Source organism: Fibrobacter sp. UWB15 (genome assembly GCF_900177705.1).
Taxonomy (GTDB): domain Bacteria; phylum Fibrobacterota; class Fibrobacteria; order Fibrobacterales; family Fibrobacteraceae; genus Fibrobacter.
The window spans coordinates 126,054-149,719 of sequence record NZ_FXBA01000004.1 but is presented as its reverse complement, the minus strand read 5'-3'; the positions used below and the strand labels follow the sequence as shown (position 1 = coordinate 149,719).

At 49.5% G+C, this 23,666-nt stretch carries 21 protein-coding genes; 12 read left to right on the top strand and 9 right to left on the bottom strand.

Annotated features, from left to right (window positions below; genetic code table 11):
- Window positions 1-100: 100 nt before the first annotated feature.
- From B9Y58_RS08065 to B9Y58_RS08050, 4 genes are read left to right on the top strand one after another with little or no spacing between them, the layout of a single operon-like run.
- On the top strand, window positions 101-1,195 hold the full coding sequence (locus B9Y58_RS08065; protein ID WP_199220971.1) for a radical SAM protein: 1,095 nt from the start codon (window positions 101-103) through the stop codon (window positions 1,193-1,195).
- 10 nt (window positions 1,196-1,205) lie between these two features.
- Window positions 1,206-2,384, top strand: a complete 1,179-nt coding sequence (locus B9Y58_RS08060) for a glycosyltransferase (RefSeq protein ID WP_073056267.1) — start codon at window positions 1,206-1,208, stop codon at window positions 2,382-2,384.
- A complete protein-coding gene (locus B9Y58_RS08055; RefSeq protein WP_073056269.1) occupies window positions 2,384-3,403 on the top strand; it encodes a glycosyltransferase family 2 protein in 1,020 nt (339 codons plus the stop codon). Before B9Y58_RS08060 ends, B9Y58_RS08055 begins: the two co-directional genes overlap by 1 nt.
- A complete protein-coding gene (locus tag B9Y58_RS08050; RefSeq protein ID WP_073056272.1) occupies window positions 3,400-4,650 on the top strand; it encodes an O-antigen ligase family protein in 1,251 nt (416 codons plus the stop codon). The genes B9Y58_RS08055 and B9Y58_RS08050 overlap by 4 nt, the downstream gene beginning before the upstream one ends.
- Before the next feature lie 3 nt (window positions 4,651-4,653).
- On the opposite strand, the gene B9Y58_RS08045 is transcribed toward B9Y58_RS08050, so the two are convergent.
- From B9Y58_RS08045 to B9Y58_RS08010, 8 genes are read right to left on the bottom strand one after another with little or no spacing between them, the layout of a single operon-like run.
- A complete protein-coding gene (locus B9Y58_RS08045; RefSeq protein ID WP_073056274.1) occupies window positions 4,654-6,093 on the bottom strand; it encodes a lipopolysaccharide biosynthesis protein in 1,440 nt (479 codons plus the stop codon).
- Window positions 6,083-6,805, bottom strand: coding sequence for a LicD family protein (locus tag B9Y58_RS08040; protein ID WP_073056276.1), 723 nt, complete (start codon window positions 6,803-6,805; stop codon window positions 6,083-6,085). Before B9Y58_RS08040 ends, B9Y58_RS08045 begins: the two co-directional genes overlap by 11 nt.
- 15 nt (window positions 6,806-6,820) lie before the next feature.
- On the bottom strand, window positions 6,821-7,630 hold the full coding sequence (locus tag B9Y58_RS08035) for a LicD family protein (RefSeq protein WP_073056278.1): 810 nt from the start codon (window positions 7,628-7,630) through the stop codon (window positions 6,821-6,823).
- Window positions 7,627-8,448, bottom strand: coding sequence for a LicD family protein (locus B9Y58_RS08030; RefSeq protein WP_073056280.1), 822 nt, complete (start codon window positions 8,446-8,448; stop codon window positions 7,627-7,629). The genes B9Y58_RS08035 and B9Y58_RS08030 overlap by 4 nt, the downstream gene beginning before the upstream one ends.
- Window positions 8,449-8,475: 27 nt before the next feature.
- Window positions 8,476-9,438, bottom strand: a complete 963-nt coding sequence (locus B9Y58_RS08025; RefSeq protein ID WP_073056282.1) for a LicD family protein — start codon at window positions 9,436-9,438, stop codon at window positions 8,476-8,478.
- Window positions 9,429-9,821 carry a glycerol-3-phosphate cytidylyltransferase gene (gene tagD / locus B9Y58_RS08020; RefSeq protein WP_072979340.1) on the bottom strand — a complete coding sequence of 131 codons (393 nt, stop codon included), beginning with the start codon at window positions 9,819-9,821 and terminating at the stop codon, window positions 9,429-9,431. Before tagD ends, B9Y58_RS08025 begins: the two co-directional genes overlap by 10 nt.
- A gap of 17 nt (window positions 9,822-9,838) precedes the next feature.
- Window positions 9,839-10,912 (bottom strand): pyridoxal-phosphate-dependent aminotransferase family protein, encoded by a 1,074-nt coding sequence (locus tag B9Y58_RS08015; protein ID WP_073056283.1) that lies wholly within the window; start codon window positions 10,910-10,912, stop codon window positions 9,839-9,841.
- An 8-nt stretch (window positions 10,913-10,920) separates the two neighbouring features.
- A complete protein-coding gene (locus tag B9Y58_RS08010) occupies window positions 10,921-12,264 on the bottom strand; it encodes a Gfo/Idh/MocA family oxidoreductase (RefSeq protein ID WP_073056313.1) in 1,344 nt (447 codons plus the stop codon).
- A gap of 75 nt (window positions 12,265-12,339) precedes the next feature.
- Between B9Y58_RS08010 and B9Y58_RS08005 the strand changes: the two genes are divergently transcribed.
- Window positions 12,340-13,404 carry a glycosyltransferase gene (locus B9Y58_RS08005; protein WP_073056284.1) on the top strand — a complete coding sequence of 355 codons (1,065 nt, stop codon included), beginning with the start codon at window positions 12,340-12,342 and terminating at the stop codon, window positions 13,402-13,404.
- Here the strand turns inward: B9Y58_RS08005 and B9Y58_RS08000 are convergent.
- Complete coding sequence (locus B9Y58_RS08000; protein WP_073056285.1) at window positions 13,395-14,621, bottom strand: CotH kinase family protein; 1,227 nt, start codon at window positions 14,619-14,621, stop codon at window positions 13,395-13,397. The two genes, B9Y58_RS08005 and B9Y58_RS08000, sit on opposite strands and share 10 nt — an antisense overlap.
- 66 nt (window positions 14,622-14,687) lie before the next feature.
- On the opposite strand from B9Y58_RS08000, the gene B9Y58_RS07995 reads away from it, so the two are divergent.
- From B9Y58_RS07995 to B9Y58_RS07965, 7 genes are all read left to right on the top strand, one after another.
- Complete coding sequence (locus tag B9Y58_RS07995) at window positions 14,688-15,524, top strand: hypothetical protein (RefSeq protein ID WP_143154682.1); 837 nt, start codon at window positions 14,688-14,690, stop codon at window positions 15,522-15,524.
- Window positions 15,502-16,425, top strand: a complete 924-nt coding sequence (locus tag B9Y58_RS07990; RefSeq protein WP_073056287.1) for a Gfo/Idh/MocA family protein — start codon at window positions 15,502-15,504, stop codon at window positions 16,423-16,425. The genes B9Y58_RS07995 and B9Y58_RS07990 overlap by 23 nt, the downstream gene beginning before the upstream one ends.
- 4 nt (window positions 16,426-16,429) lie before the next feature.
- Complete coding sequence (sppA, locus tag B9Y58_RS07985; protein WP_233247920.1) at window positions 16,430-18,775, top strand: signal peptide peptidase SppA; 2,346 nt, start codon at window positions 16,430-16,432, stop codon at window positions 18,773-18,775.
- Window positions 18,775-19,848, top strand: coding sequence for a hemolysin family protein (locus B9Y58_RS07980; RefSeq protein WP_073056288.1), 1,074 nt, complete (start codon window positions 18,775-18,777; stop codon window positions 19,846-19,848). The genes sppA and B9Y58_RS07980 overlap by 1 nt, the downstream gene beginning before the upstream one ends.
- The gene (locus tag B9Y58_RS07975; RefSeq protein WP_073056289.1) at window positions 19,845-20,060 is read left to right on the top strand and encodes a GxxExxY protein; all 216 of its coding nucleotides are present in this window, start codon (window positions 19,845-19,847) and stop codon (window positions 20,058-20,060) included. Before B9Y58_RS07980 ends, B9Y58_RS07975 begins: the two co-directional genes overlap by 4 nt.
- A 102-nt stretch (window positions 20,061-20,162) precedes the next feature.
- Entirely contained in the window at window positions 20,163-21,332 is a 1,170-nt protein-coding gene (locus B9Y58_RS07970; RefSeq protein WP_073056290.1) for an acyltransferase family protein, read from the top strand.
- Between the two features lie 223 nt (window positions 21,333-21,555).
- Complete coding sequence (locus B9Y58_RS07965; protein ID WP_073056291.1) at window positions 21,556-23,661, top strand: glycosyl hydrolase family 8; 2,106 nt, start codon at window positions 21,556-21,558, stop codon at window positions 23,659-23,661.
- Window positions 23,662-23,666: the final 5 nt, after the last annotated feature.

Below are 23,666 nucleotides of genomic sequence, written 5' to 3'. Positions count from 1 at the left end.
AAGCTGGCGAAAAGCAAGGCCGTGGTGTCGGCGGGCAGACTTAAATTGCTATTATTATAGAGGTTGTTTTAGGGTAGAAATGGAGGCTTGCTGAGGTTTTATGTCTTGCTCGAATTGTAGTCATTGTAATTCTAAGATTCAGATGCCGACGGACGTGTCGGTAATTACAACTTATCGTTGTCAGATGCGCTGCAAAATGTGCAACATCTGGAAGAACCCGACCAAGAAAAGTGAAGAAATCCAGGCGAAGGATTTGGAAATCCTCCCGCAGCTCAAGTTTGCAAACGTGACCGGTGGTGAACCGTTTATCCGCCAGGACCTGGAAGATATTGTCGAAGTCCTTTATACCAAGGCCCCGCGCATCGTGATCAGTACGAGTGGTTGGTGGGTAGACCGTGTTATCAAACTGGCCGAACGTTTCCCGAATATCGGCATCCGCGTCTCCATCGAAGGCCTTGAAGGCACCAACAATTTCTTGCGCGGCCGCGACGACGGCTTTGAACGCGGCATGAAGACGCTCAAGACCCTGCATGAAATGGGCGTGAAGGATATCGGCTTTGGCCAGACGCTCAGCAACTGGAACAGCAACGACTTGATTCCGCTTTACGAACTTGCCCTTTCGATGAATTTCGAATTCGCGACGGCCGCCTTCCATAACAGCTACTACTTCCACAAGGAAGACAACCAGATCAGTAACAAGGAAGAACTCTGCGACAATATCGGCAAGCTGGTGAACCGCCTCCTCAAGGAAAACCATCCGAAGTCCTGGTTCCGCGCTTTCTTCAACCTGGGTCTCATCAAGTACATTCAGGGCGGCAAGCGAATGCTCCCTTGCGAGGCGGGTTCCGTGAACTTCTTTACTGACCCGTGGGGCGAAGTTTACCCCTGCAACGGTCTTGAACCGCGCTACTGGCAAGAAAGCATGGGCAACATCCATAACGCGAAGAATTTCGAGGAAATCTGGTTTAGCGAACAGGCCCAGAAGGTGCGCGAAAAGGTGCGTACCTGCCCCAAGAATTGCTGGATGGTGGGTACTGCCGCTCCGGTGATGAAAAAGTACATTGCGCACGTGGCACCGTGGGTGCTCACGGCGAAACTCAAGAGCCTGTTCGGCAAGGAAATCGATTGCTCCAAGTTTCCGACATTCGATGTCGGCCAGGATCCGCGTCAGGGCGACCTGAGAATCGAAGGGTAGTGAGCGCACGATGCGGATTCTGCTTGCAAACAAGTTCTACTACCGTCGCGGTGGTGATTGCGTTTATTCTATAGAACTGGAAAACCTGCTCAAGGCATCGGGGCATGAGGTCGCTTTCTTTGCGATGGACTATCCCGAAAACCAGGACAGCGAATGGAAAAGCTACTGGCCGAGTGAGGTCGCCTTTTCTCCGAAGAAACCAGTCGCTTTTCTCAAGGCGTTCAAGCGTCCGTTTGGCGATGCAGAAACCGTAAGGAAATTTACCGCGCTGCTTGATAAATTTAAGCCCGACGTGCTGCACCTGAACAACATCCATACGCAACTTTCGCCTGTAATGGCCGAAATTGCGCACGCACGCGGCATCAAGGTGGTGTGGACTCTGCACGACTACAAGCTGGTTTGCCCCGCCTATACGTGCCTCTGCAACGGTAAAATCTGTGAAGACTGCATCGGTGGCAACAAGCGGAACTGCACCGCGAAAAAATGCCTCAAGAACAACTGGCTTGCAAGCAAGATTGCCGAGAAGGAAGCCGTGGCGTGGAACCGCGAACGTCTGGAACGTTGCGTGGACCAGTTTATTTGCCCGAGCCATTTCATGAAACAGAAAATGGAACAGGGCGGTTTCGATGCTTCGAAGCTGGTTGCTCTCCATAATTTTGTCGATGAATCGAAATTTGCTCATGGGCCGGTGGAACGCGAAAAATCCTACTGCTTCGTGGGACGTCTCTCCAACGAAAAGGGTGTCGAAACCCTGCTGCGCGTGGCGCCGAAAATTGAGGCGACTCTCTATGTGCTCGGTACGGGTCCGCTCGAGGACGAACTCAAGGCGAAATACGCATCAGCAAAGCAGATTAGGTTTATGGGACACAGCGACTGGGAAACTTGCAAGTCCGTGCTGCTCAAGTCAAAGTTCAGCGTGGTGCCGAGCGAATGGTACGAAAACAACCCGTTCTCGGTAATTGAACCGCTTTGCCTCGGAACTCCCGTGCTGGGCGCAAACATCGGCGGAATTCCCGAACTGATCGAACCGGGAAAGACCGGCGAACTTTTTGAGATGGGTAACGCCGAAGATCTTGAAGCGAAAATCCGCAAGATGCTTTCCGGAGACTATTCCTTTGACGTGAAACCTCTCCGTCAGCATTTTTCCAAGGACGATTACTTGGAACAGATGATGTCTGTTTATGGTTAATGCCGATGACTCAGGATTTGCCTCTGATTTCAGTCGTTATTCCGGTCTATAAGGTGGAAACCTATTTGGATCAATGCGTTGAAAGTATTGTCCAGCAGACTTACCGAAACTTGGAAATTATTCTAGTCGACGATGGTTCTCCGGACCGTTGCGCCGAAATGTGCGACTTGTGGGCGACAAAGGATTCAAGAATCAAAGTCATCCATAAGAAGAACGGCGGCCTTGGTGATGCCCGCAATGCGGGCCTTGTTGTTGCCACGGGTGACTATATCGGTTTTGTCGATAGCGATGACTGGTGCGAACCGGACATGTTCCAGGAACTTCTGGAATCCTGCCTGCAGTATAAAGCTCCCGTTGCTGTTTGCAATGTCTTTGTGGATTGGGAATGTGGCTGGCCTACTGAATATGAAACGTTTGCCGCTGAACGCTCCTGCTGGGACGCCTCCGATGTCCGTCGCAATTTCTTTAATGGCAAGTTGACGGCATGGGCTTGGAATAAGTTGTATCGCAAGGACTTGATTCCGGATTTGAAGTATCCGACCCAGGCATTCGAAGATATTCCCGTGGCCCGAAATATTTTTACCAAGATAGAACGTTGCGCCCTGACTGGGAAATGTTCTTACCATTATCGCCAACGTCAGGGAAGCATTGTCAATTCTGCAGTGAATCTGTCTCAGTTTACCTTGATTGACGAATTGAGAAAGAATGCTGTGGCGGCAAAAGCTTTTTTGCTTGAAGATGTCGCTGTTGCAAGGCTTGCGGTGAGTAGTTTCAATTTCCTCGCGAAAGTCGAAAAGGGAAAAGATTCTGCCCTGAAGTCGAAAATTCCTTCGCTGGTAGAAGATATTTGTCGTTATCAGTTTGGCTTGCGTGAAAAATCGGTTGTTCGGAAGAAGGACAAAATTTTCCTATATTGCATCGCTAAAGGGTTACCCTATAAAATGGTGTTCGGTATCCGTCGCCTGTTCCAGGGCGTTTATTGGGGCTTGAACATGAAGGGGGGGCAGAAGAAACAATGATTTATTACCTGATAGGAGCTTTCTGGGTTTTTGCCCTCTTGAATTACCGCCTGGCAGTTTTGCTGTTGGCTCCTTTTGCGTTGCTTCTTCATATGTTCCCGGCGTATGACGGACAGTATGTTTCGATTCTCGATTTCTGCTGCTTGGGACTGACGGTCTTGTTGCCTATCAAGACAAATTTTATAGCGAAATTCCGTACGTATCCTTTTATGGTGCCTAGTTTATGCGTCTTGGCTTCCTATGTGGTGACGAACCTTTTGGGTGAACCGCATTGGCCGAGCTGCATATTTATTTTGAATACGGTTTATGTTTATCCGTTCATAGTGTGGTGTGTTTTTGAAGAAGAACGCGACTTGAAAGTGCTCGTGTACGGTTTTGCCGCCTATATGGCATTCTGCATTATATACGCCATGGTGGAATTGGCTCTTGGCGAGAACCCCATATTGGAAAAAATCATAACGATGAGGATTGTCAACGAGAACGTTCTAAATTATACGGAAGTCCGTTTTGGCCTGAAACGATTGCAGAGTGTCTACAATACCCCGATGTCTATGGGCTTGGCTCTAGGAGCTTTTGGATATTTCCTGTTCCAATTCCGTGATATGACCAAGAACAAAAACCCCTATATACAGATGCTCATGGTGGCTTGTTTGGTCATGCCTTGGTTGACAGGTTCGCGTTCCGTGTTTGCCGCTGTGTTTATTTTGTTGTTCCCGATCATGAATGTCGTGATGAAAGAAGGGAAATTCATGCTTTTCAAGATTGGCCTGATTGGTGGCGCTATCTTTATTTTAGGTGATTGGATGCTGACGCTGATAGATTCTTTTATTCATTCGGATACGGCGGTGGCAGGCAGCAGTCTGGATATGCGCTTGATGCAGTTCGCCGTGATTATCCCCTTCTTCTTGAATTCGCCGATTTGGGGTAGCGGTTATGCGTACACATGGACCTTTGTCAAGGCTGTAGATGCGGACTTGCTGGGCGCCGAAAGTATATGGCTGCAGCTGTTGGTGGACTTTGGCCTTTTGGGCGCTATTGCTTATACCGTTTGTATTGTGTATATGGCCAAGAGTCTCAAACCGGTATTGGGCAAGGGACGTTGGGCTTTGCCCATGGCTGTCATTGTCGGCTACACTTTATCAACATTCCTTGGCTTGGACCTGAACTACTTCTTTATCCTTTGCATGATGTTGATCAAGACTCATGAATTCTCCGAAAAGACCGAAGAAGAAGCCGAAGAAGAATAACGATTATTTCTTCTTGAATTTAGCCGAAATCTTGTTGAAATATTTCAGGGCGATTGCGTCGCGGATCAAGTAGAGTACGAGGCAATAGGCCGGAACATAGAGCGCTGTTGACAGGATGATGTTCAGCAGGTGAATGTCGGTCTGGATTCCCTTCGTAATTCCCCAGGCAATCGGGTAGGCAATGAGCATGTACTTGACGAGGTCAAAAAGCTGCATGGCGTAGCTGTATTGCAGAATCTTTTTGGTGGGGTACAGGTTGATGAGGGCGGCGGAGAAATTGATGAAGAATTGCGCGAACGCAAGGCCAATCACTCCGTATTGAATACCTACAACGATAAAGAGGACGCAAAGGGACTTCTTTGGGAATTCCAGTTTCAGGATTGTTCCCGTGCGATTGACGACTTGCAACAGGCTGAGGCTGAGCTGGCCAATTGGATTCCAGATGTTACTTGTGACAAGAATCTGGAAAAAGATGACGGCCGGTAGCCATTTTTCGGTCCAGAGGAAAACGATGATGTCTCGCCCGGTAAAGCAGAGTATCGCTGACAGGGGCGCCGTGATCATGACAAGCAGGCGCATGACTTCGCGGAAACGGTCCTTAAGGACTTCGGTGTCGTTCTGGTACTTGGAAAGAACGGGTAGGGCAATCTTTTGGACGATGCCGGAGCTGATGGAGTTGACATTGCACCTTAGGCCGTTTGCTTTCGTGAAATACCCGAGGTCAGCCTTGGTGAAAAACTTACCGATGACGACAGAATAGATTTCGTTGAAGACGGTTCCGATGAGGTTTGCGCTGAGCAGCTTGGAACCGAATCCGAACAGGTAATGGAATGATTCCTTGCTGAAGCCTTCGCGCGGGCGCCACTTGGCACAAATCCAAAGGAGAACGGTGCGGATGAAGGCCGCGAGGACTGTCTGTAGGGCGAGCGTGTAGACGCCCCATCCGTAAAAGGCGAGGACGATTGCCACGAGGCCGGCGGGAATCTGGCCGCACAAACCGATAATGGTCTGAAGTCTGATATTCAGTTTCGCCGTCAGGATGGCATTCTGGACGATACAGAGGGAATTGAGGAGAACGCTGAGGCCGATAATCTTGATGAGCGGAATCAGCAGCGGTTCGTCGAAGAAATTCGCGATGAGTGGTGAACATGCCCAGAGAATCGCATAGGCGACAAGGCCCACGACTACGTTGAAGTAGAAGGCGGTCGCCAAGTCCTTTTCGGTACGGTCAATTTTACGGATGAGTCCATTCGCAAAGCCGGAGTCGACGAACGTGTTGGACAGCGAAATGAATATGGTCGTGAGCCCCACAATGCCGTATTCGTTAGGGGTCAACAGTCGGGCGAGAACGATGCCGATGGCAAAACTTACAATCTGCGAAGAGAGCCTTTCGAGAAGGCTCCAGACTGCAGCGAGAAAGGGCGTGTTCTTCTTATCTGACATCGGTCTTGGGCCTAATCAAGATGCCGGTAATTTCTTCGGGGGTGTAGTAGGTGGCGCACTTGTTGCCGCCGTTTTTGCCGGTCCAGTTCGGATTCGGCGTCATAAAATCTTCGCCGTAATACATGGACAGCGTCTTGACCGGGTCGGCGGGGGCGCCCAATTCGACTCCGTTGATCGTTACGGTAGACAGCGGTTCCTTGGTGCTGAAGGTGTAAGACCTTGCCGAAGAAACAACGTCGCCTTTTTCGACTTCGTAGCAGTACACGGTGCGGGTGTCACCTTCGCGGATGCCGAGGAAGATGTCGAAGGCGAGGCCCTTGTAGTGGAACGCGTATTCCGAAGGCTTGCGTTCGCCAGTTGGCACCTTGACCATATCGAAGGAATGGTCCTTGACGAATCCCTTGGCAATCAGTTTCTTCTCAAAGTCTTCCGTATAGGAATCTTCGAGGATGCCCACGTCCAGGTCGAAATCATGGGGAATGAAGGACTTGTGCCTTACCGCTCCAAGCAGGGTGCCGAATTCCAGCCAATAGCCTACGCCGGATTCCTGGCAGACGTCCTTGAATGCCTGCAGGGCTTCGATACCGTATTGACGCAACAGTTTCTGCTTTCTTTTCAGGTCTTTGCCGATACAATATTTGGACCACTTCTTCTGAAGAAAGGAACCTTCTTTTCCTCCGAGGAGGGTGTAAACTTTATGAACGATACCCATGATAATCCTTGATAACTAAATCCAGTAGATGTTGCTTAAGGTGTGGGGCGATGTGCGGTTCTTGTTGGCGGGGGGCGTCATGTAGTCTCCGTACATTCCCGTGAGCCATTGGTCGTAATCGGCGATGGCCATGAATTCCGAGCCCTCGAAGGGAACTTGGACAAAGTTTTCGAACATGCCTCGTGGCACGATAGAACGCAAGGCGGCGTCTTTTTCAGGGTCAACTGGCAGTGCGATAAATTGGGCCGAGCTATTGTTCAATTCACCGATCTTTGCGTATTCCTTTTCGGTGATGCTTCTTATGGTCCACGGCAGAGCGGCCACCTTAGAAAGCCGAATCAGTATGCGCTTCCACCAGGAATTCTTCTTGCCCGGTTTCACCAACTTGATGCGGAAAAGGGTCTTCAGCTTGTTGAGCGACTGGATGAAATTCCTGCATTCTTCTTTGGTGTCGAACATGTAGTCGAAGGGGAATACGTCGATGTTGATCCCGATATCTTTTGTGGACACGTTTTCTTCAAGAATGGTGCGTGTGTCAGCCACCTTGGCGTAAGGGTTGTGGTAGTCTTTGTCTTTGCGAAAGTCGTAGACGTGATACCAACCATCTTTATGCTTGTAGTGAGCGACGAATTTTTCGTAGTCGGGACGCATCATGGCGATGTCGATGTCGTCGTCCCAGGGAATGTAGCCCTTATGACGAATGGCGCCGAGGAGCGTGCCGAAAATGAGCGTGTAATGAATGTTGTTTTCAATACAGAACTGATGGACATCTTTTAAGATGTCCACCTGGATACGCTTCATTTCGTCTAGAGCGATTTTCTTCATTCCGCTTTCCAGTAAAACTGAGTGTGGTCGCAGCTATGCTGGCGTCTGTCTTCTTCCGGCGGGAGTTGCATGTAGTCTCCGTAGAGCTTCGAAAGGCAGGCGTCCCATTGCTTGATTGCCTTAAACTTGTTTCCTTCGAAATCGACATCAACATAGTCGTTGAAGTAGTCGGCGGGCAGGTGCTCGATGCAGTTTGCATCGGGACAGGCCAGCTGGGTGCAGTGGGCCGTTGCGCTGGCCGCTGCAGAAGTGCATAGCTGCTCCAGTTGAGCGTTAATATCAGAAAGGCGGCAGTTTCTGTATTTCAGTTTTCTGCAGACTTGCTTAAGCGCACCCTTGAGGCCAAGCTTCAATGAAACGCTTGGCAATGCTCTTCTTGCTCCAAGTTGGCGATCGTACAAATCGAGAGCTTTTTGCAGCTTTGCCTGATAGGTGTCGGCATCATCTTCGACGGGGTCTACCGGGAAAAGGTCAATCCACATGCCAGTGCCCTCGATTTTTGTCCAGGGCAGAGTCGTGCAAGTACCCGTCTTTTGAGTGTCGCAGATTCTAGCGAAGGCAATATAGCTGTCTTGCTTGGCGATGACTTTCAGACCGTTTGCGGAACGGAATGTCTTGACGAATCGTTCGTAGTTCGGACGCGTCATGTAGATGTCGATGTCATCATCCCAGGGGATGAATCCCTTATGACGAATGGCTCCCAAGAGTGTTCCGTAGGCAAGGGAATATTGGATGCCGTTTTCGGTACAGAACGAATGAACTTCTTTCAAAATTTCCAGCGAAACCTGCTGGATGTCTTTCAGTGTCATCTGCTTCATGAATGCGCTTTTTGAAAAAAGGAATTTCTAGAATTCTTTATAGTCAATCGGCGTACCGATGGTTTCCAAATATTCGTTAAGGTCCTTGAGGGTGTGGGGGATGCCGATATCCTTCGGGAAACCTCTCCAGTTCTTGCCGAATTGCTTGTCGAGCATGATGTCGGGCTCGTTCGGCCCAGGCAGAGTGGAGCCTTCGAAGGCAATCGGCTTCAGGGGATACAGTTCGTTATAGTTCCTAAATCCGTGGAACTTGTATTCCGTCAGGACCCAGTTGCCGATACCGGGAGTGATTCGCGAAGTTTCTTCGAGGGAATAAATTTCGCTGTTCTTCAGTTCGGCTTCGTAGAAATCGAAAATTTCTTTCCAGGAATGCTTCCCGTGCACGAAGTTAATAATCTTTTCGCGGTAAGCGATGTAGGCTTCTTCGGTGACACCTTCCTTCACGAAGTCGTTCGAGAAGAATTCCAGGTTAAGTGCGTCCTTAAGGCAGGTGCCCTTGTAAAGGTGCAAGCAGTAAGGCGTCATCAAGAAGACGTATTTACCCGGGTTTGCGCGAATGGCGTTGTCGTAAAATTCGGCGTAGTTTCCGGTCTTCTTGCTAGAATCAATCCAGACAAAGTCCCTTTTGGCGATTTCAATGAGCTTGTTGTAGTCGGCTCGGGTCACGCCCACATCGATGTCATCGTCCCAAGGAATGAACCCGCCGTGTCTCTGGGCGCCAAGCAGGGCGCCACCTTCAAGGAACGGCTTGATGTCGTAGGACTTGAGCATCTCGAGGATTTCATGCGTGAACTTCAGTTCCTTGAGTTGGTATTCGCGCAGGTAGCCTGTCGCGGGCTTTATTTGTCCGATATCAACATGGTGCTTGAAATATTCCACCTGGAATCGCAACGATTCAACTTCTTCCCTCAGCTTCTTTTGAGTGACGTAATTGTAAAAGGACTTGAAAGGCCTTTTAATGCGTCTTTTGATTTTTGCGACTATCGACATTCCAAATCCTTCTTTATTTGGGTTGTGCTGATTTCCGGAGTGCGTTCCAGATAGACGACTTCGCATTGTTCCTTGAGAAAGTCGAATTTACCTTTCCAGTCATCACCCATGACAAATGTGTCGATGCGGAATTCCTTGACGTCAGTTTTCTTCTGTTCCCAGTTTTCTTCGGGAATGACCAAGTCTACGTAGCGGATTGCTTCAAGAAGCTGCTTGCGCTTTTCGTAGCTGAAGTAACATTTTTTCTGCTTGGCGTTCCAGTTGAATTCGTCGGTCGAAAGGGCGACGATGAGATAATCACCTAAAGCCTTGGCGCGGCGCAGAAGATTGATGTGCCCGTAATGCAGAAGGTCAAAAGTTCCGTAGGTAATAACTCGTTTCATACTAAACCCTAATTCTGTTAGATGAATTTTTTCTTCATCAGGTCGCGGAAAGCATCTATCAGCTTGTCGTAATCGGCAGTAGTCAACGCACCGATGTGTCCCACGCGGAATACGGTTTCCTTCATTTCGCCGCCGTTGGGGCAGATCCACATGCCGTATTCGTCCTTGATTTTGAGGAAGATGTCGTAGGCGGAAGCAGTTGTCGGGTGAAGCGGAGTCACTGCATTCGAGAGTGATTCAGAAACGATTTCAAAAGGCATGTCCTTGATGCGTTCGCGGAAGTACTTGGCGAGAGCTGCCGTGCGTTCGATTTCGGCTTCGACTCCGCCATTCGCGTCAATTTCCTTGAGGCGAGCGTTGATCTGGCGCAAAATGCTGACGGCCGGAGTCCACGGAGTCTGTCCACGTTCGGCGTTCTTCAGGGCGATTTTAAGGTCAAAGTACTGGCAACAACACTTTGTGCGTTCAATGCGTGCGAGCGCCTTCGGCGAAAGGGCCATCACCGAGATGCCCGGCGGGCAGGCGAGAGCCTTCTGGGAACCCGTAATCATGATGTCGGCGCCGAGTTCGGCCATGTTGAAGGGGTCGGTCAGGAAGGTGCTAATGCAGTCGACAATCAGGAAGAGGTTGTTCCTCTTGCAGAAATCGCTGATGAGCTGCATGTCGTAGTGAACGCCGGTGGAGGTCTCGTGCTTGTTCACGATAAAGGTGGTGTAGCCCTTGCCTTCGTAAGCGGCGAGGTGCTCAGCCTTCAGGGCCTTGCCCGGGGCGAGCTTGATTTCGTCGAAGGGAATCTCGTGCAGTTCGCAGAGTTCCACGAAACGGTGGCCGAAGCTACCGCCGTTCACGACGATGGCCTTGTCCGCGGGGGTCAGGGTGTTCATGATGGCCGTTTCCATGCCGGCAGAACCAGAACCCGTAATGAATACGACCCTGGAGTCGTCAGTGGTCTTGGCAAACTTCTTGATTAGGCGTTCGTTCTCGAGCATCAGTTCCGAAAATTCTGCCGTACGGAAATAGGGAACCTGCTCGGCGCCGATGGCGCGTACTGCGTCACTGGATTGTACAGGGCCTACAGTAAAATTGATCATAACAACCTCTAAATCTCGTAGAAATTCTTTCGTTCGTTAAACTGTTGCATGATGAATGCCATCTGGATGCTTTCGCGACGCCGCAGGCGTGCAGAAGAAAAGCGATGGTTGAAGATGCAACTGATAAATTCTTGGACTTCATAGCGCAGTCCAAAGCCGTCCCACTTGTAGAAAAACTTCTTGTTGTCGTTGGGGTTCTCGTAGCGCAGCTCGAAGTAGTCCGTTTTCCACCAGGGAGCGGGAACGTAGGCGTAGCCCTTGGTTCCGGAAATGACCAGGTCGCCTTCGGTTTTTACGCCCAGGCCCACCTTGAAGGAGCATACGGCCTTGGGGTAGCGGAAAACCCCCTTGGTGTGGATGTCTACGCCGTTTTCGATGCGTGAGAAAAGCTGCAGGCTTTCGTACTGGACGCCCATCAGCTTGAGAATGGGAAGTAACGGGTATGACCCCTGCTCGAACATGGCTCCGCCGGCCTGCTTCGGGTCGAATTCGCGCCCCCCTTTGTCCAGCAGCTGCGAAAGGGATGCCTCAATGTCGACGACTTCGCCGATCAGTCCGGACTTGATCATGACCATCAGGTGGTTGAAGGCGGGGCAATGAGCGGTCTTGTTGGCTTCCATCAAAATAAGACCGTTGGATTCGGCGAAATTATACAGTTCCTTTGCCTGCAATCCGTCAAGGACGAGGGGCGTTTCGCAAAGGACATGCTTCTTGGCTAGGAGGGAATCCTTGATGCACTGGTAATGTTCCAGGTGCGGGGTCGCTACGTAAACGGCGTCCACCTGGCTGTAGAATTCGTCTAGGCTCTTGCAGGGGGTGATACCATCGAATTGCTTTGCGAAAGTGGAACATTTTTCAAAATCTGTATCGTAGGCGGCAGAAATGCTCACTCCGCTCACGACTTGCGCTTCGCTGGGGAAGCGGTTGGCGACACGGCCGCAACCGATGATACCCACCCTGACGATGTCTTGGGTTTCTTCGCGGAGCATAGTAGAGGAAATACCCTCGGTGCGGGGAAGGTATACGACCTGACAGAATTCGTTCAGGTAGTCGAATTTGCCTTCCCAGTCGGAACCGATGGCGAAAATGTCCACATTGTATTTCTGGACATCGTCAATTTTTTGGCCGACGTAATCTTCGATGATGATTTGGTCGGCAATTCCGGTCGCTTTTACGGCCTCGACTCGTTCAAGAACGTTGTTGCGTACATTGAGTTTTCCTCGGTCGCGGTCAAAATTGTCATTGGTGACACCAACAATCAAGTAGTCACCAAGAGCCTTTGCTCGTTTCAGCAAATTGATGTGCCCCTGGTGTAGTAGGTCGTATGTTCCGTAAGTAATGACTTTTTTCATGAGATCAAGTTTTTCTTGTACCATCATCAAATATAGAAAATTGGGAAAAAAGCTATTATTGGACTATAGAATACTATGAAGATCGTACACCTTTTATGGGGCCTTGCTACTGGCGGCATCGAAAATATGCTAGTAGATATCGTCAACCAACAGGTTGAGGGTAATGAAATATCGTTAATTGTGATCAACAATATGCTAGACGAGTCCATTCAGGCCCGTTTGGACAAGCGTATCCGTATCTATTGTTGTGGCCGTAAAGTCAAAAGCAAGAACCCGCTCCCGATTCTCAAGCTCAATTATTTCCTTAGAAAGATCCAACCTGACATTGTCCATGCCCATTATGATGAAATGGCGAGATTCATTTTTGGCAAATGGACGATGGTCCGTACCATTCACAATACCACAAACGATTTTGGCGAATCGAAATATTTCAAGGCTTGCTATGCAATATCGAAAGCCGTTCAGGAAGAATGGATGCAGGCCGGCAAAGAAACAATTTTAGTTGAAAACGGAATTTCCTGCGATAGCATCAATTGTGAAAAAACAGGGCTTTTTAACGACGGCTTGCTGCATTTTGTTCAAGTATCAAGGCTTTATATCAAGCAGAAAGGTCAGGACATTCTTTTAAAGGCTCTCGCCGAAATCAAGAATAATAATTTGTGCGAAAAAAGTTTTAAAATGCACTTTGTCGGCGACGGTTCCAGTAGGGAACTGCTGCAGAACATGACGAAATCCCTGGGGATTGAAGACTTGGTGGTTTTCGAAGGCAACAAACCTAGAGATTGGATCTACGAGAATCTCTGCAATTTCGACTTGTTTGTCCAACCTTCCCGCTATGAGGGCTTTGGCTTGACTGTTGCCGAGGCGATGGTGGCCAAGGTTCCTGTATTGTCGAGTAATATCGAAGGTCCCGTAGAAATTATGTCGGTCGTCAAAAATGGCGCTAAGCAACTGATCGGCTATACGTTCGAGTCCGAAAATCCCGAAGATCTCGCCCGTCAAATTGCGGCCTTTGTGCAACAGGGTCGTAATGACGAAAACATCGAATTCGGCCGCCAGCACGTTATGCAAAATTACAGCATCAAGAAGACCGCGCTACGGTATTTGGACGAATACCGCAAAGTTATCGCCTATAGGTGATTGTCTATCCAATCCACTCGCTGGTTAATCCAGCTGTTGAGTGAATCGATTGCTTCGTCGTAGCTGTCGTAAGCTTCTTTGTAGGTCCAGTTTTCGGTGTTTTCGAGCACAGGCCAGCGTTTGAATTCGTTCTTGGTGGCCGGTGCGAGTTCCTTGGCGTACTTAAGGATTGAATCGGGGACGGTGGCGAGAAAAGCGTGGTGCTTTTCCCAGTAGCGGGCTGCCTCCTGCCAAAGCTTTTCACGCTTGAAAATTAGGCCGTTCCAGCCGCTGGGACGGATATACCAGTCGGTTATGGTGCGAAGGGAATCGACTTCCCAGTTTCCGTAGGCTATGTCAAAATCCCAGACGGGACCGAGGCGGATAACGTCCCCTTTTTGCCAAGTCAAGAAGATGCTGCGTCTAAAGGCTCCGTCCATATTCTTGGAAAGTTCCTGAATCCAGTAGTAGCGCAAGTAATCCTCAAAGTCGAGGTAGTCCGTAATTTCGCCTTTCGGATTGTCGCTTTTCAGGTAATTTTCAAATTGGCTTAGAGCTTTCTTGATGAGAGCCGTCGAGGAATCGGTCGGCTCCTTGGGCGACTTGATTTCGAATTTGGTGCCTTGTTCCGTGATGACGAAGTGTTCTCCGCCATGTTCCGTAGGGCCTCTTTCCAGCAGGAAGGAACTGTCACTTTGGGGAATGTTGACTCGGTGCTCGCCGACTTTGACCGTTTCGACCAACTGATAGACGCCTTGGTATTGCCTGTTCAGATAGAGTTCAACGAATTGGCTTCTCGGAGTGTATTCGTCGCCGAGCCAGCCTGCGAGTTTGTATGTGATAAAGTTCTTGAGGAGAGTCTTGTCGGCGGAATTGCCGACGAGTGCCCATTCCTTGTCTTTGGGCATTCCCAGAAGTTCCTGCTTTTTTTCAAATTTGATCTTGTAACCTGGCTTGGGCATTCCCCTGAAGCTTGAGTTTCCGCGGCCCCTGATGGTCAATTCAAGAACGTCACTTTCGGGTGAATTTTTGCCGTATATTTGCAATTTTGCGGGGATTTTTGTTTCTCGATCACGAATTTGCGCGAAGCCTTCAGTCTCGATGACAAACCGAGGCAAATTGGCATAAGGATATTCCGAATCGTCGCACGGCAGATAGCTGGGATCGCCCTCGGGGTCGTTCCAGACGCAGGAACTGCATAAAAAGCAAAGGATGAGAAGGGCCGACCATCGGAGCATAGGACAAATTTAGTTAGATGAAAAAAATTGGTCAGTCAATCTTTTTTAAATTTGTGAAGGTAATTTATGCGTTTGCCTGTTTTGAATCGGAAACTCTTCGGGTTTCTATTGTTCGCTCTGATGCCCCTCTCGCTGTTTGCTCGTGAGACGGTTTCTCCGGTGCGTGCCCCCGAAAGTTACGTGCTACTGGGGGGCATTGCTGAACTTCGCGATGACGTGTACAGCGGCGATATCAATATGGCGGGGGAATTTGCTCCTTGCAACTGCTTTAGCGTTTATGGCGATTTTGCCTACCGACTCGTGAGTTACGAGTGGAATACGATGGCGCACGACCAGATTCACGAAAGGGTGAATCTACAGGTGAACGGCCTCAATGAATCGTACTTAGGGGTGAAACTGATGCCCTTTTCCTTTGCGGGTGTCGATGTCAACTGGAGACTTCCGCCTCGCGAAGGTTCTCGGGTAAATCGCTTTTACCGAATCGGTGTTACCCCCTATGGCCTTTATGATGTATCCCGCAGAATGACGATTGGAGCGGCGCTGGAATACTTAACGTTCCTCGAAGAACGAAATTTTCAGCCTGGTGACGAATTAGGGCTGAAGGGTTCGTTTTCCTGGAAATTACTTTGGGACTCTGACGAATATTCTGGCTGGAAGTTGGATTACGTTATCCTGTACCGTTGGCGTATTCAAGAATCCCGAAATTTGAATTTGGACAAACCCTATCAAAAAATGGATGACCTGGAACGAGGCTTTAGGTTGCGCGTCGATGCGGCCCACTATTTCTCGATTTTCCGGAATTCCTTGGGAGCAGCCCTCTTTTACGAAATGAATCGTGGACACTTGTTCGGAATGGAAACGGGCCATACTTTAGGGATTTATGCAAAGTTCATGTTCTTATAAGGCAATCCTGATTGGTAATGGCACCATGGGGGAGCGGCACAAGCGGCTGCTCGAGGCCGATGGTGTCGAATTTATCGGTGTTGCAGACACGGCGGCAGAGGCTAGCGCCCTATTTGAACAAATCGCTGCCGGTAAGCTTACTCCGGACTTTGCTGTCATTGCGTCTCCTGCCGTAACGCACGATGAGTATGTCAAAAAGTGCATCGAAACGAATCTCCCGGTGCTTATGGAAAAGCCGGTGTCCGTGTCCGGGATGGATGCTCTTGAATATCAGAAACTTGCCCTGGAACGGGGCGCATTTGTGTTTGTGGGACATTCGGAACGTTTCAACCCGGCAATTGAAGAATTTGCAAAGACTGACTTTTGCAAGGAAATGCAGGAATACTTGAAATTCTGGTATCTCCGAAAGCAAGACGCCTCTCCGGTGAGTTTTAAGTTTACGCGAACGCACGGTTTTTCGCCGCGTAACCGCGATGTCTCCGTGGAATACGATCTGATGATCCATGACATGGACTTGCTTTGTCACTTTGTCGACAAGAACGCCTTGATGTACAAGTCGCTTCATTGTGAGGATGTATCGGATGACCGCGTCCATGCCTTCTACGACTTTGGAACGTTAAAGGCCGAATTTATAGCAGACCGAAACTCCGCCTCCGATTCCCGTACGTTAGAAATTTCGATGAACGGTCGTTCCGTTACACTGGATTTGGGTGCCTATCGCAAAGAAAGTCCTGCGTACGCCCTGCAAAAAGAACATCAGGCTTTTCTAAATTGTTTGAGCTCTTATAAGAATGCGGCACAAGATGATGTTCCCGAATGCGGTTGGTATCGTGCTTTTTACGATGCCTGCTATGCGGTCGCACTGGTTTCTTTGATTGGTGAATTGTACAAAAAAGGGTGAGCGAATGAAATTGATGCAAAATAAGTTTGTACCGGCGCTTTTTTTGTTTTGCGCTGCACATGCCCTTGCCTACATTCCTGGCGAGTCGGGCTTTGTTTCGCTCGAAAATGAACATGGGATTTGGGGAAACCCGGCAGGCCTTAACGCCTTTGATTCCAAAGGTGCGCTCGTCAGTTACGATTACGACGATGAAATCAATAATTTCCGTATTGGCGGAAATCTTGAGCACTGGGCGGCAGGCTTTGATTACACTCGGGGCCCGGACCGTTTGGATATTTCCCGCTGGAGCTTGACGCATGGAAATTCCTTGTGGAATCGGGCGATTTTTGTGGGTGAACGCGTTAACGCCGTCCGTACGTCTTATTATTCGGGGACGGAATGGAGCCTTGACTTGGGTGTCATGCTTCGGCCGCTTTCATTCATTTCGCTTGGTTACTCCTGCGACAATGTGCTTTATGCCGGCCCGCAAGCGCCCGAACGCGTGCAGAACCTGGGTGCTACCTTGCGTCTCGGCTCGCTCTTTAGCGTAAGCTACGATGTCGAAGATTTCGAAGACCACCGCTTACTTTTTGAACTGGGGCTTTACGGCGTTCGTTGGGGGTTCCGTATGCCGTTGCAGGGCGATGACGAATACCGCCTTACATTTTCCACGAATTTCGGCGGTTACAACAATGTCGCCTTGCATGTGTATGACGACATGCTGCCCAAGGGGGGTGCTTGGGGTTACCACAGTGCCCGCAATCCAAACGCTTCTCTGAGTGCGCAGATTGTCCGTGTTCCGCTAGACATGGAGGTTTCGGAAACGGAAGAGGAATTTGCTTTCTTTAGAAAGAATTCCATTTGCATCTGGCATGTCCGTAACCTGTTTGAACACATGTTGCGCGACCCGGCTTGCGGACTGATTATTTTGGATTTTTCAGGCTACAAGGGTAACATCGGCATTTCTAGTGAAATTGACCGCTACGTCAAAAAACTCAAGGCCCGTGGAAGCAAGGTGATCGCCTATATGGATGATATTCGTCCTGCGGTATTGCTTGCCTCTGCGCACGTAGACCGCATTGTGGTGGAACCCTCGGCTCACATGAATTGGCGTGGCCTTGGCGGAAACATTCTCTTCTATAAGGGCTTGTTCGATAAATTGGGCGTGAAGGTTGAATTTCTCCGTCATGGGGCTTACAAGTCCGCTGTGGAACCCTACATTGCAGATTCCATGTCGGCTGAAGCCCGCGCCAATTTCGATACGCTGTATAACGATTTGTGGTATTCCCTGCAGACTTACATTTCGATGCGTGGCGTGGGAACCAAGATGAATGCTGACCAGGCATACAAGCATTTGGATTCCTTGGCGAGTGAACCTTTGGTGACAGCTTCTGCGGCTAAGCGCGCGGGCCTTGTAGACACCTTGCTTTACCTGGATCAAGTGCCATCTTACGCATTGAAGACCTTCTTCGATATCGATTACCCGAATGCGGCGTACCGCACGTGGTATCCGACAGACAAAAAGATCTTCAACGAAAGCTGGACTCCGCGTGCAAGGATTGCGCTCCTCAATATCGATGGCACCATCGATTCCCGTATGGAACGTACGGTGTTTGAATCGCTCCGCAAATTGCCCTCCACCGGTGCCGAAGCCTTAATCGTGCGTATTTCTTCACCGGGAGGCTCCGCCATTGCTTCCGATAAAATTTGGGCCGCCCTCCGCCATGTCAGCGAACAGGGAATCCCTGTTGTCTCGAGCATCGGCTATATGGGGGCTTCGGGCGGTTACTATATCGCCTGCGCCGGTGACAAGATTCTTGCAGAACCGATGGCCATTGTAGGAAGCATTGGTATCTATGGCGGTAAAATCGATGCTTCGGGCCTAATGGAAAAGGTTGGCCTCAAGGCAGAAACTGTAAAAACACATGAGTATGCCGACGCCACCACGTTTACACGCCCCTGGACGGACAACGAAAAGGCGGCGTTGCAAGCATACATGGATGAATTCTACGAACGCTTCACGGGTGTCGTTTCTAAGGCTACGGGAATTCCGCAGGCGACCGTCGATACCGCCTACGGTGGCGGCCGCGTCATGATTGGCCTTAAGGCTCTTACGGCGGGTCTTGTTCACGGCCTCGGCGGAATTGACGATGCCATTGATATCGCAAAACAGCTTGCCGATATCGGCGAGAATACCGATGTGGATTTGCAGGTGCTGGGTTCCGGCCATTCCTTTACACTTCCGACTTCTGGTTCCAAGATGCTGTATGAACTGTCGGACTGGACCGATTACATTTATGACTTGAGCCGTCCGCAACTTTGGGCGGTCGAACCTGCGCTTTTTGAACCGGCTTTGTTAGGTATGGAATAATGCTTTATATCGTTCTGACTGTTTTAGGCTGCCTTGCCATTTCGGCGTTCTGTTCGGTAACAGAGGCGTCGTTTTATAGCATGCCGCCTGCTACTATTGAGCAACTGCAAAAACAGAAAAAGTTTACGGCACGCTATATTGTGCATGTGAAAGAAAATATCGATCGATACATTGCATCGGTGTTGGTGGTGAATACGATTGCCAATACGGTGGGTGCATCGCTTGCGACGGCGCTGGCTGTTAAAAATCTGCCACCGCTCGGGCAGGTGTCGCTCCCGATAATTCTTACCGTGCTCATTCTTCTGTTTGGCGAAATTACGCCGAAAACGCTTGGCGTCAAGCAGGCAAAAATTGTTGCCCCCTTGGTCGCAGTACCGTTCTACTACATCACGATTGTTCTTTCGTGGACAGGCATTATCTGGCTCTGTCTCACGCTCACCAAGCACTGGACCCGCGAAAAAGAAGACAAGAAAGACGTGAGTATCGATGACATCAACAGCCTGGTGAGTCTCGGGCTCCGCGAAGATGTCATTGATCGCCAGCAGTCTGTGGTTATCAAGAATATTCTCGCTCTAAAATCGGTGCCGGTGCGTAAAGTCATGACTCCGCGTCAAGTGGTGTTTTCGCTCAAGGCCGATTCTTCTATAGGCGAGACTCTTGATGAACGTGGCAACTGGCCTTTCTCTCGCGTGCCGCTTTACGAAAAAGAGAAAGACAACTGGATCGGGATTGTGCTTCGCCGCGACGCTTACAACAAGCTTGCCGAGGGTATGCGCGATGTCAAACTTCGTCAGATGATGCGCCCGCTGCAGCTCATTCCCGATAGCCTGACCTTAGACAAACTTTTGCTCCGATTCCTAAAGCAACGCGGACATATCGTGGGCGTGGTCGATGAGTGGGGCGCCATTGCTGGTATCGTCAGTCTAGAGGACGTTCTTGAAGAAATCCTCGGTCGCGAAATTGTCGATGAATATGACGAAAACGTAGACCTTCAGGAAACTGCCCGCCGCCGCTCCAAAGCCCTTGCCCGCATCCGCCAACAAAGCAAAATGCAAAAGGATGCTGAAAAATGAAAAAAGTGTCACACGAATTCGATTTGACTAACGTCAAATCTGATGTAAATATTTATCGAAAAGAAGAAAGTTTTAAAATATTGAAAGCTTGCTTTGAAGTTCATAATGAGCTGGGCAATGGCTTTCTTGAACCGGTATATCAAGAAGCTTTGGAACTGGAATTATTTAAATGCTGCAAACAAAAAAGTAGGCTTGTTGGTAAATTTTGGTGAAAAATCATTAAAATGGGAAAAAATAACAAATTTTAAAAACTAGGGAAATCGTTAGATTTCCCGAATCAGTGTGATAATAAAAAAGATTTTTATTACTTCTATATGGAAAAAGCAAAACCGAATTATTTCCCGGCTCTCGATGGCCTTCGACTCCTCGCAAGCATTAACATCGTGATGCTGCACTTGGGCTCTTCTTCGGCCCTCAATTACATGTCCGACTACAAGTGGATCATGCCTATCATTAATGCCCCGGCGTTTGCAGCCGGCATCTTCTACGTGCTCGCCGGATTCCTTTTCGCAAGCAAGTTCAGCGATCCGGAACGCCAGATTCCTGTAATCCCGTTCATGTTTGCCCGCATCTCGAAACTTTACCGCTTGCACTTCTTCATGACACTCCTCATGTTCATCGTGCTTGTCTTCAAGTTCAGCGGTTACACGCATCTGCCCGGTCTCTCTGAAATCGGTGATTGCGCCGCGGCGGGCCTTGCCAAGATGACTCACCCGTGGCGAAGCCTGTTTTTGCACCTGTCGCTTACTTGGTCCATTGTGCCCGATTTGGGCATGAAACTGAATGAACCTTCGTGGTCCCTTACCAGCTTTTTTGTGTGCTACGCGGTGACACCTTGGTTCAGCCGCTGGCTTTTCAAACAGAACGATCGTACGCTTTGGGTGCTCTTTGGAACGCTCTTTATTCCGGGTATTCTGTGGGCTACGTTCTTCGGCCTTTCTGACAATCTCTGGTTCGACAGTTACGACGCCAAGTACCGTTTCTTCCACATTTTTGCGCCAGTCCGCGTATTTGAATACCTGTTCGGCATGGTGCTCTTTAGACTCTTCAAAGAAGGCCATTTCGATTTTCTCAAGCGAAACTTTGCAAGTGGTATAGCCCAGTTTGTGATGCTTGCCGCCATTTACGGAAGCCTGTTTCTGATGCGCCCGGAACTGAATCCCGGCTTCAACTATTTCTTCCACCATTCACTCCCGATTTTGCTGTACGGCCTTTTCTTGGTCTCGCTTTTGACCGGCAAGGGCTTCATGGCTCGTTTCTTCTGTATCGGAATTGTCCGTAAAATTGGCCGCGCCTCGTTCTATCCGTACCTGATTCACTTGCCCATCATCACGATTGCGTGGGGCCTTTGCAACTTGAATCAGCCCAAGAACACCATACTGCTCTTGATTTTCATTTATACGGTCAGTACGTTGTATAGCGAGTTCAAAGTTTGGCGCCGCAAAAAGGCAAAAGCCAAGTTGGCGCAAAATTCGGCAAAGTAACCTGCTGTTAACATTGCGTCGGAACATGATTTCCCGAAAAAATTTTGGGAACATTTGGTGAACGAAAATCGCGCTTTGCAGTGTGAACGAAATCACTATATTCCTAGAAATTTACCAAAAAACGCCACTTTTGCAACTGAATTATTACAATCCAGACCTTACCGCTTTGGAGGTTCTATTTTATATTTACAAACGGGTGTAAAGTCATTAACAAGGAAAATCTATGAAGAACATTTTCAAATTCGCAATCGGCGCACTTGCCTTTACGGCTGCCGCTGCCTATGCGGGACAGTACCCGTTCCCGCAGAACATGAAACATCCGCACGGCACGACTATCGAGTATGCCGATACGGATATGATCAAGGCTCACTATAACCAGTGGAAGGGTGCTTGGTACAATCCCAGCAATGGTTGGATTTATGCACCGGAAGGTACTGGTTCCACCGTTTCTGAAGCTATTGCTTACGGTATGTTGATTACCGTCTACATGGACGATGAATCAATGTTCAAAAAGATTTATGGCGTCTGGACATCCAACGGCGGCAATGGCGGTGGTATGAACTGGCGCATCGGTGATGGTGGCGGTACCGGTTCCGCAACTGACGCAGACGTTGACGCTGCTCTTGCTCTCGTAATGGCTTCTAAGCAGTGGAATAATGATAATTACCTGAGCGATGCCAAGAAGATTATCTCTTGGATTGGCACCAACGATATTAACGGTGGCCACGTTAAGCCGGGTAATCAGTGGAACGATGCTTTCAACCCGAGCTATGGTACGCTCGCTAACTTTGAACTCTTCAAGTCTGTTGACGCTTCTGGTCCGTGGTCCAACGTGCTTTCTACCACTGCTTCTGACTTGAAGGCTTGCCAGAATGCCTCTACGGGTCTTGTCCCGGACTGGTGCGACTGGAGCTCTCATCAACCGACCAAGACTTCTGCCTCTGTGGCTCAGTCTGAAAATGCAGGCTTCTTCGATGACGCAGCCCGTACTCCGTGGCGTATGGCTTGGGCCTACTACTGGTATGGCAATTCCGATGCAAAGGCCTTTAACAAGAAGGTCTCTGATTGGCTTATCCCGACTACCCACACTGCTAGTGGCGTGAACTCCGGCTATTATGTTGATGGTCAGCCGGAACTCTCTACCAAGCGTCGTTTTGTTTCTTCTACCTTCTCTGGCGGTCTCGGCCTCGCAACTTCTTCTGTTGATGGTGATGACGCTAAGGCTTACCTCGGCACGACCTATAAGGCTCTTTCCACACTTACTAGCTGCAAACAGGCTCAAAATTGTGGTGAAGGCTCTAATCCGGGTGAAAAGTACTATCCCGCTACTTTGAACCTCCTTTACCTCCTCCTCATGACCGGTAACATGCCGAACCTCTATGATATTTCCAAGTTCACCAAGTTCACTCCGGATCCGAGCAAGGCTCCGTCCGTTTCTGAAATCGGTGGTACTCAGATGCAGCCCAAGGATACGACTGTTGGTCTTTCTGGCTTCTGGAACTGGGGTGCATACCATGACAAGCTCAATATCGGTACCAAGATGGTTCCGGATTCTGGTTCTTCTCCGCTCTTCCTCAAGGAAGATGGTCAGATCTATGCTGAAGCATCCATGGAAATCGGCCCGGAACCGGAATGGACTAAGGAAAAGGCTGAAGCAGGCCTCCTCAAGTATCCGTCTGCCGGTATCGCCATGTCCTTCCTCGCTAACGACAAGAAGGGCGTGAACTTCAATACTCTCGGTATTAAGGCTGTTCGTGTGACCATGAAGGCATCTGGTCCGATTCGTATGGCTATCCTTAACGAATTCACTGCCGAAGCTGGTGCTGAACCGGGTGTTTTCGTCCCGACGAGTTCTGAATACAAGGCTACGACTTATGACATGACTCCGTATGATCTGGGTGTCAAGGGCTTCGATGACGATAACTTTGGTGGCCTTATGAGCTGGGTTGACAAGAATGAAGCTCCGGAAGGCTCTCAGATCGTTACCGCTGTGACTGGCTTCAAGTGGGAAGTTAAGGACGCTAAGGGCGGTATCGGTGAACTCTCCATCAAGTCTATCGAATTCCTCGATGGAAGCGGCAATGTGATTGATCCGGCCAAGATTACTGGTATCGAAATCAGGACTGGCATCAACGCTGTTGCTACGGCTCCGGCTGCAACCAAGCTCACTGTCTCTGGCATGAATATCTCTGCCGGTGCAGAAAAGATTGCTGTGTACAGCCTGCAGGGTAAGCTGGTTGCCGCTGGCAAGGCTTCCGTGACTGTTCCGAGCAAGGGTATCTACCTGGTTCGCGTGAACGGCAAGCTCTCTAAGGTGAACGTCAAGTAATCCTG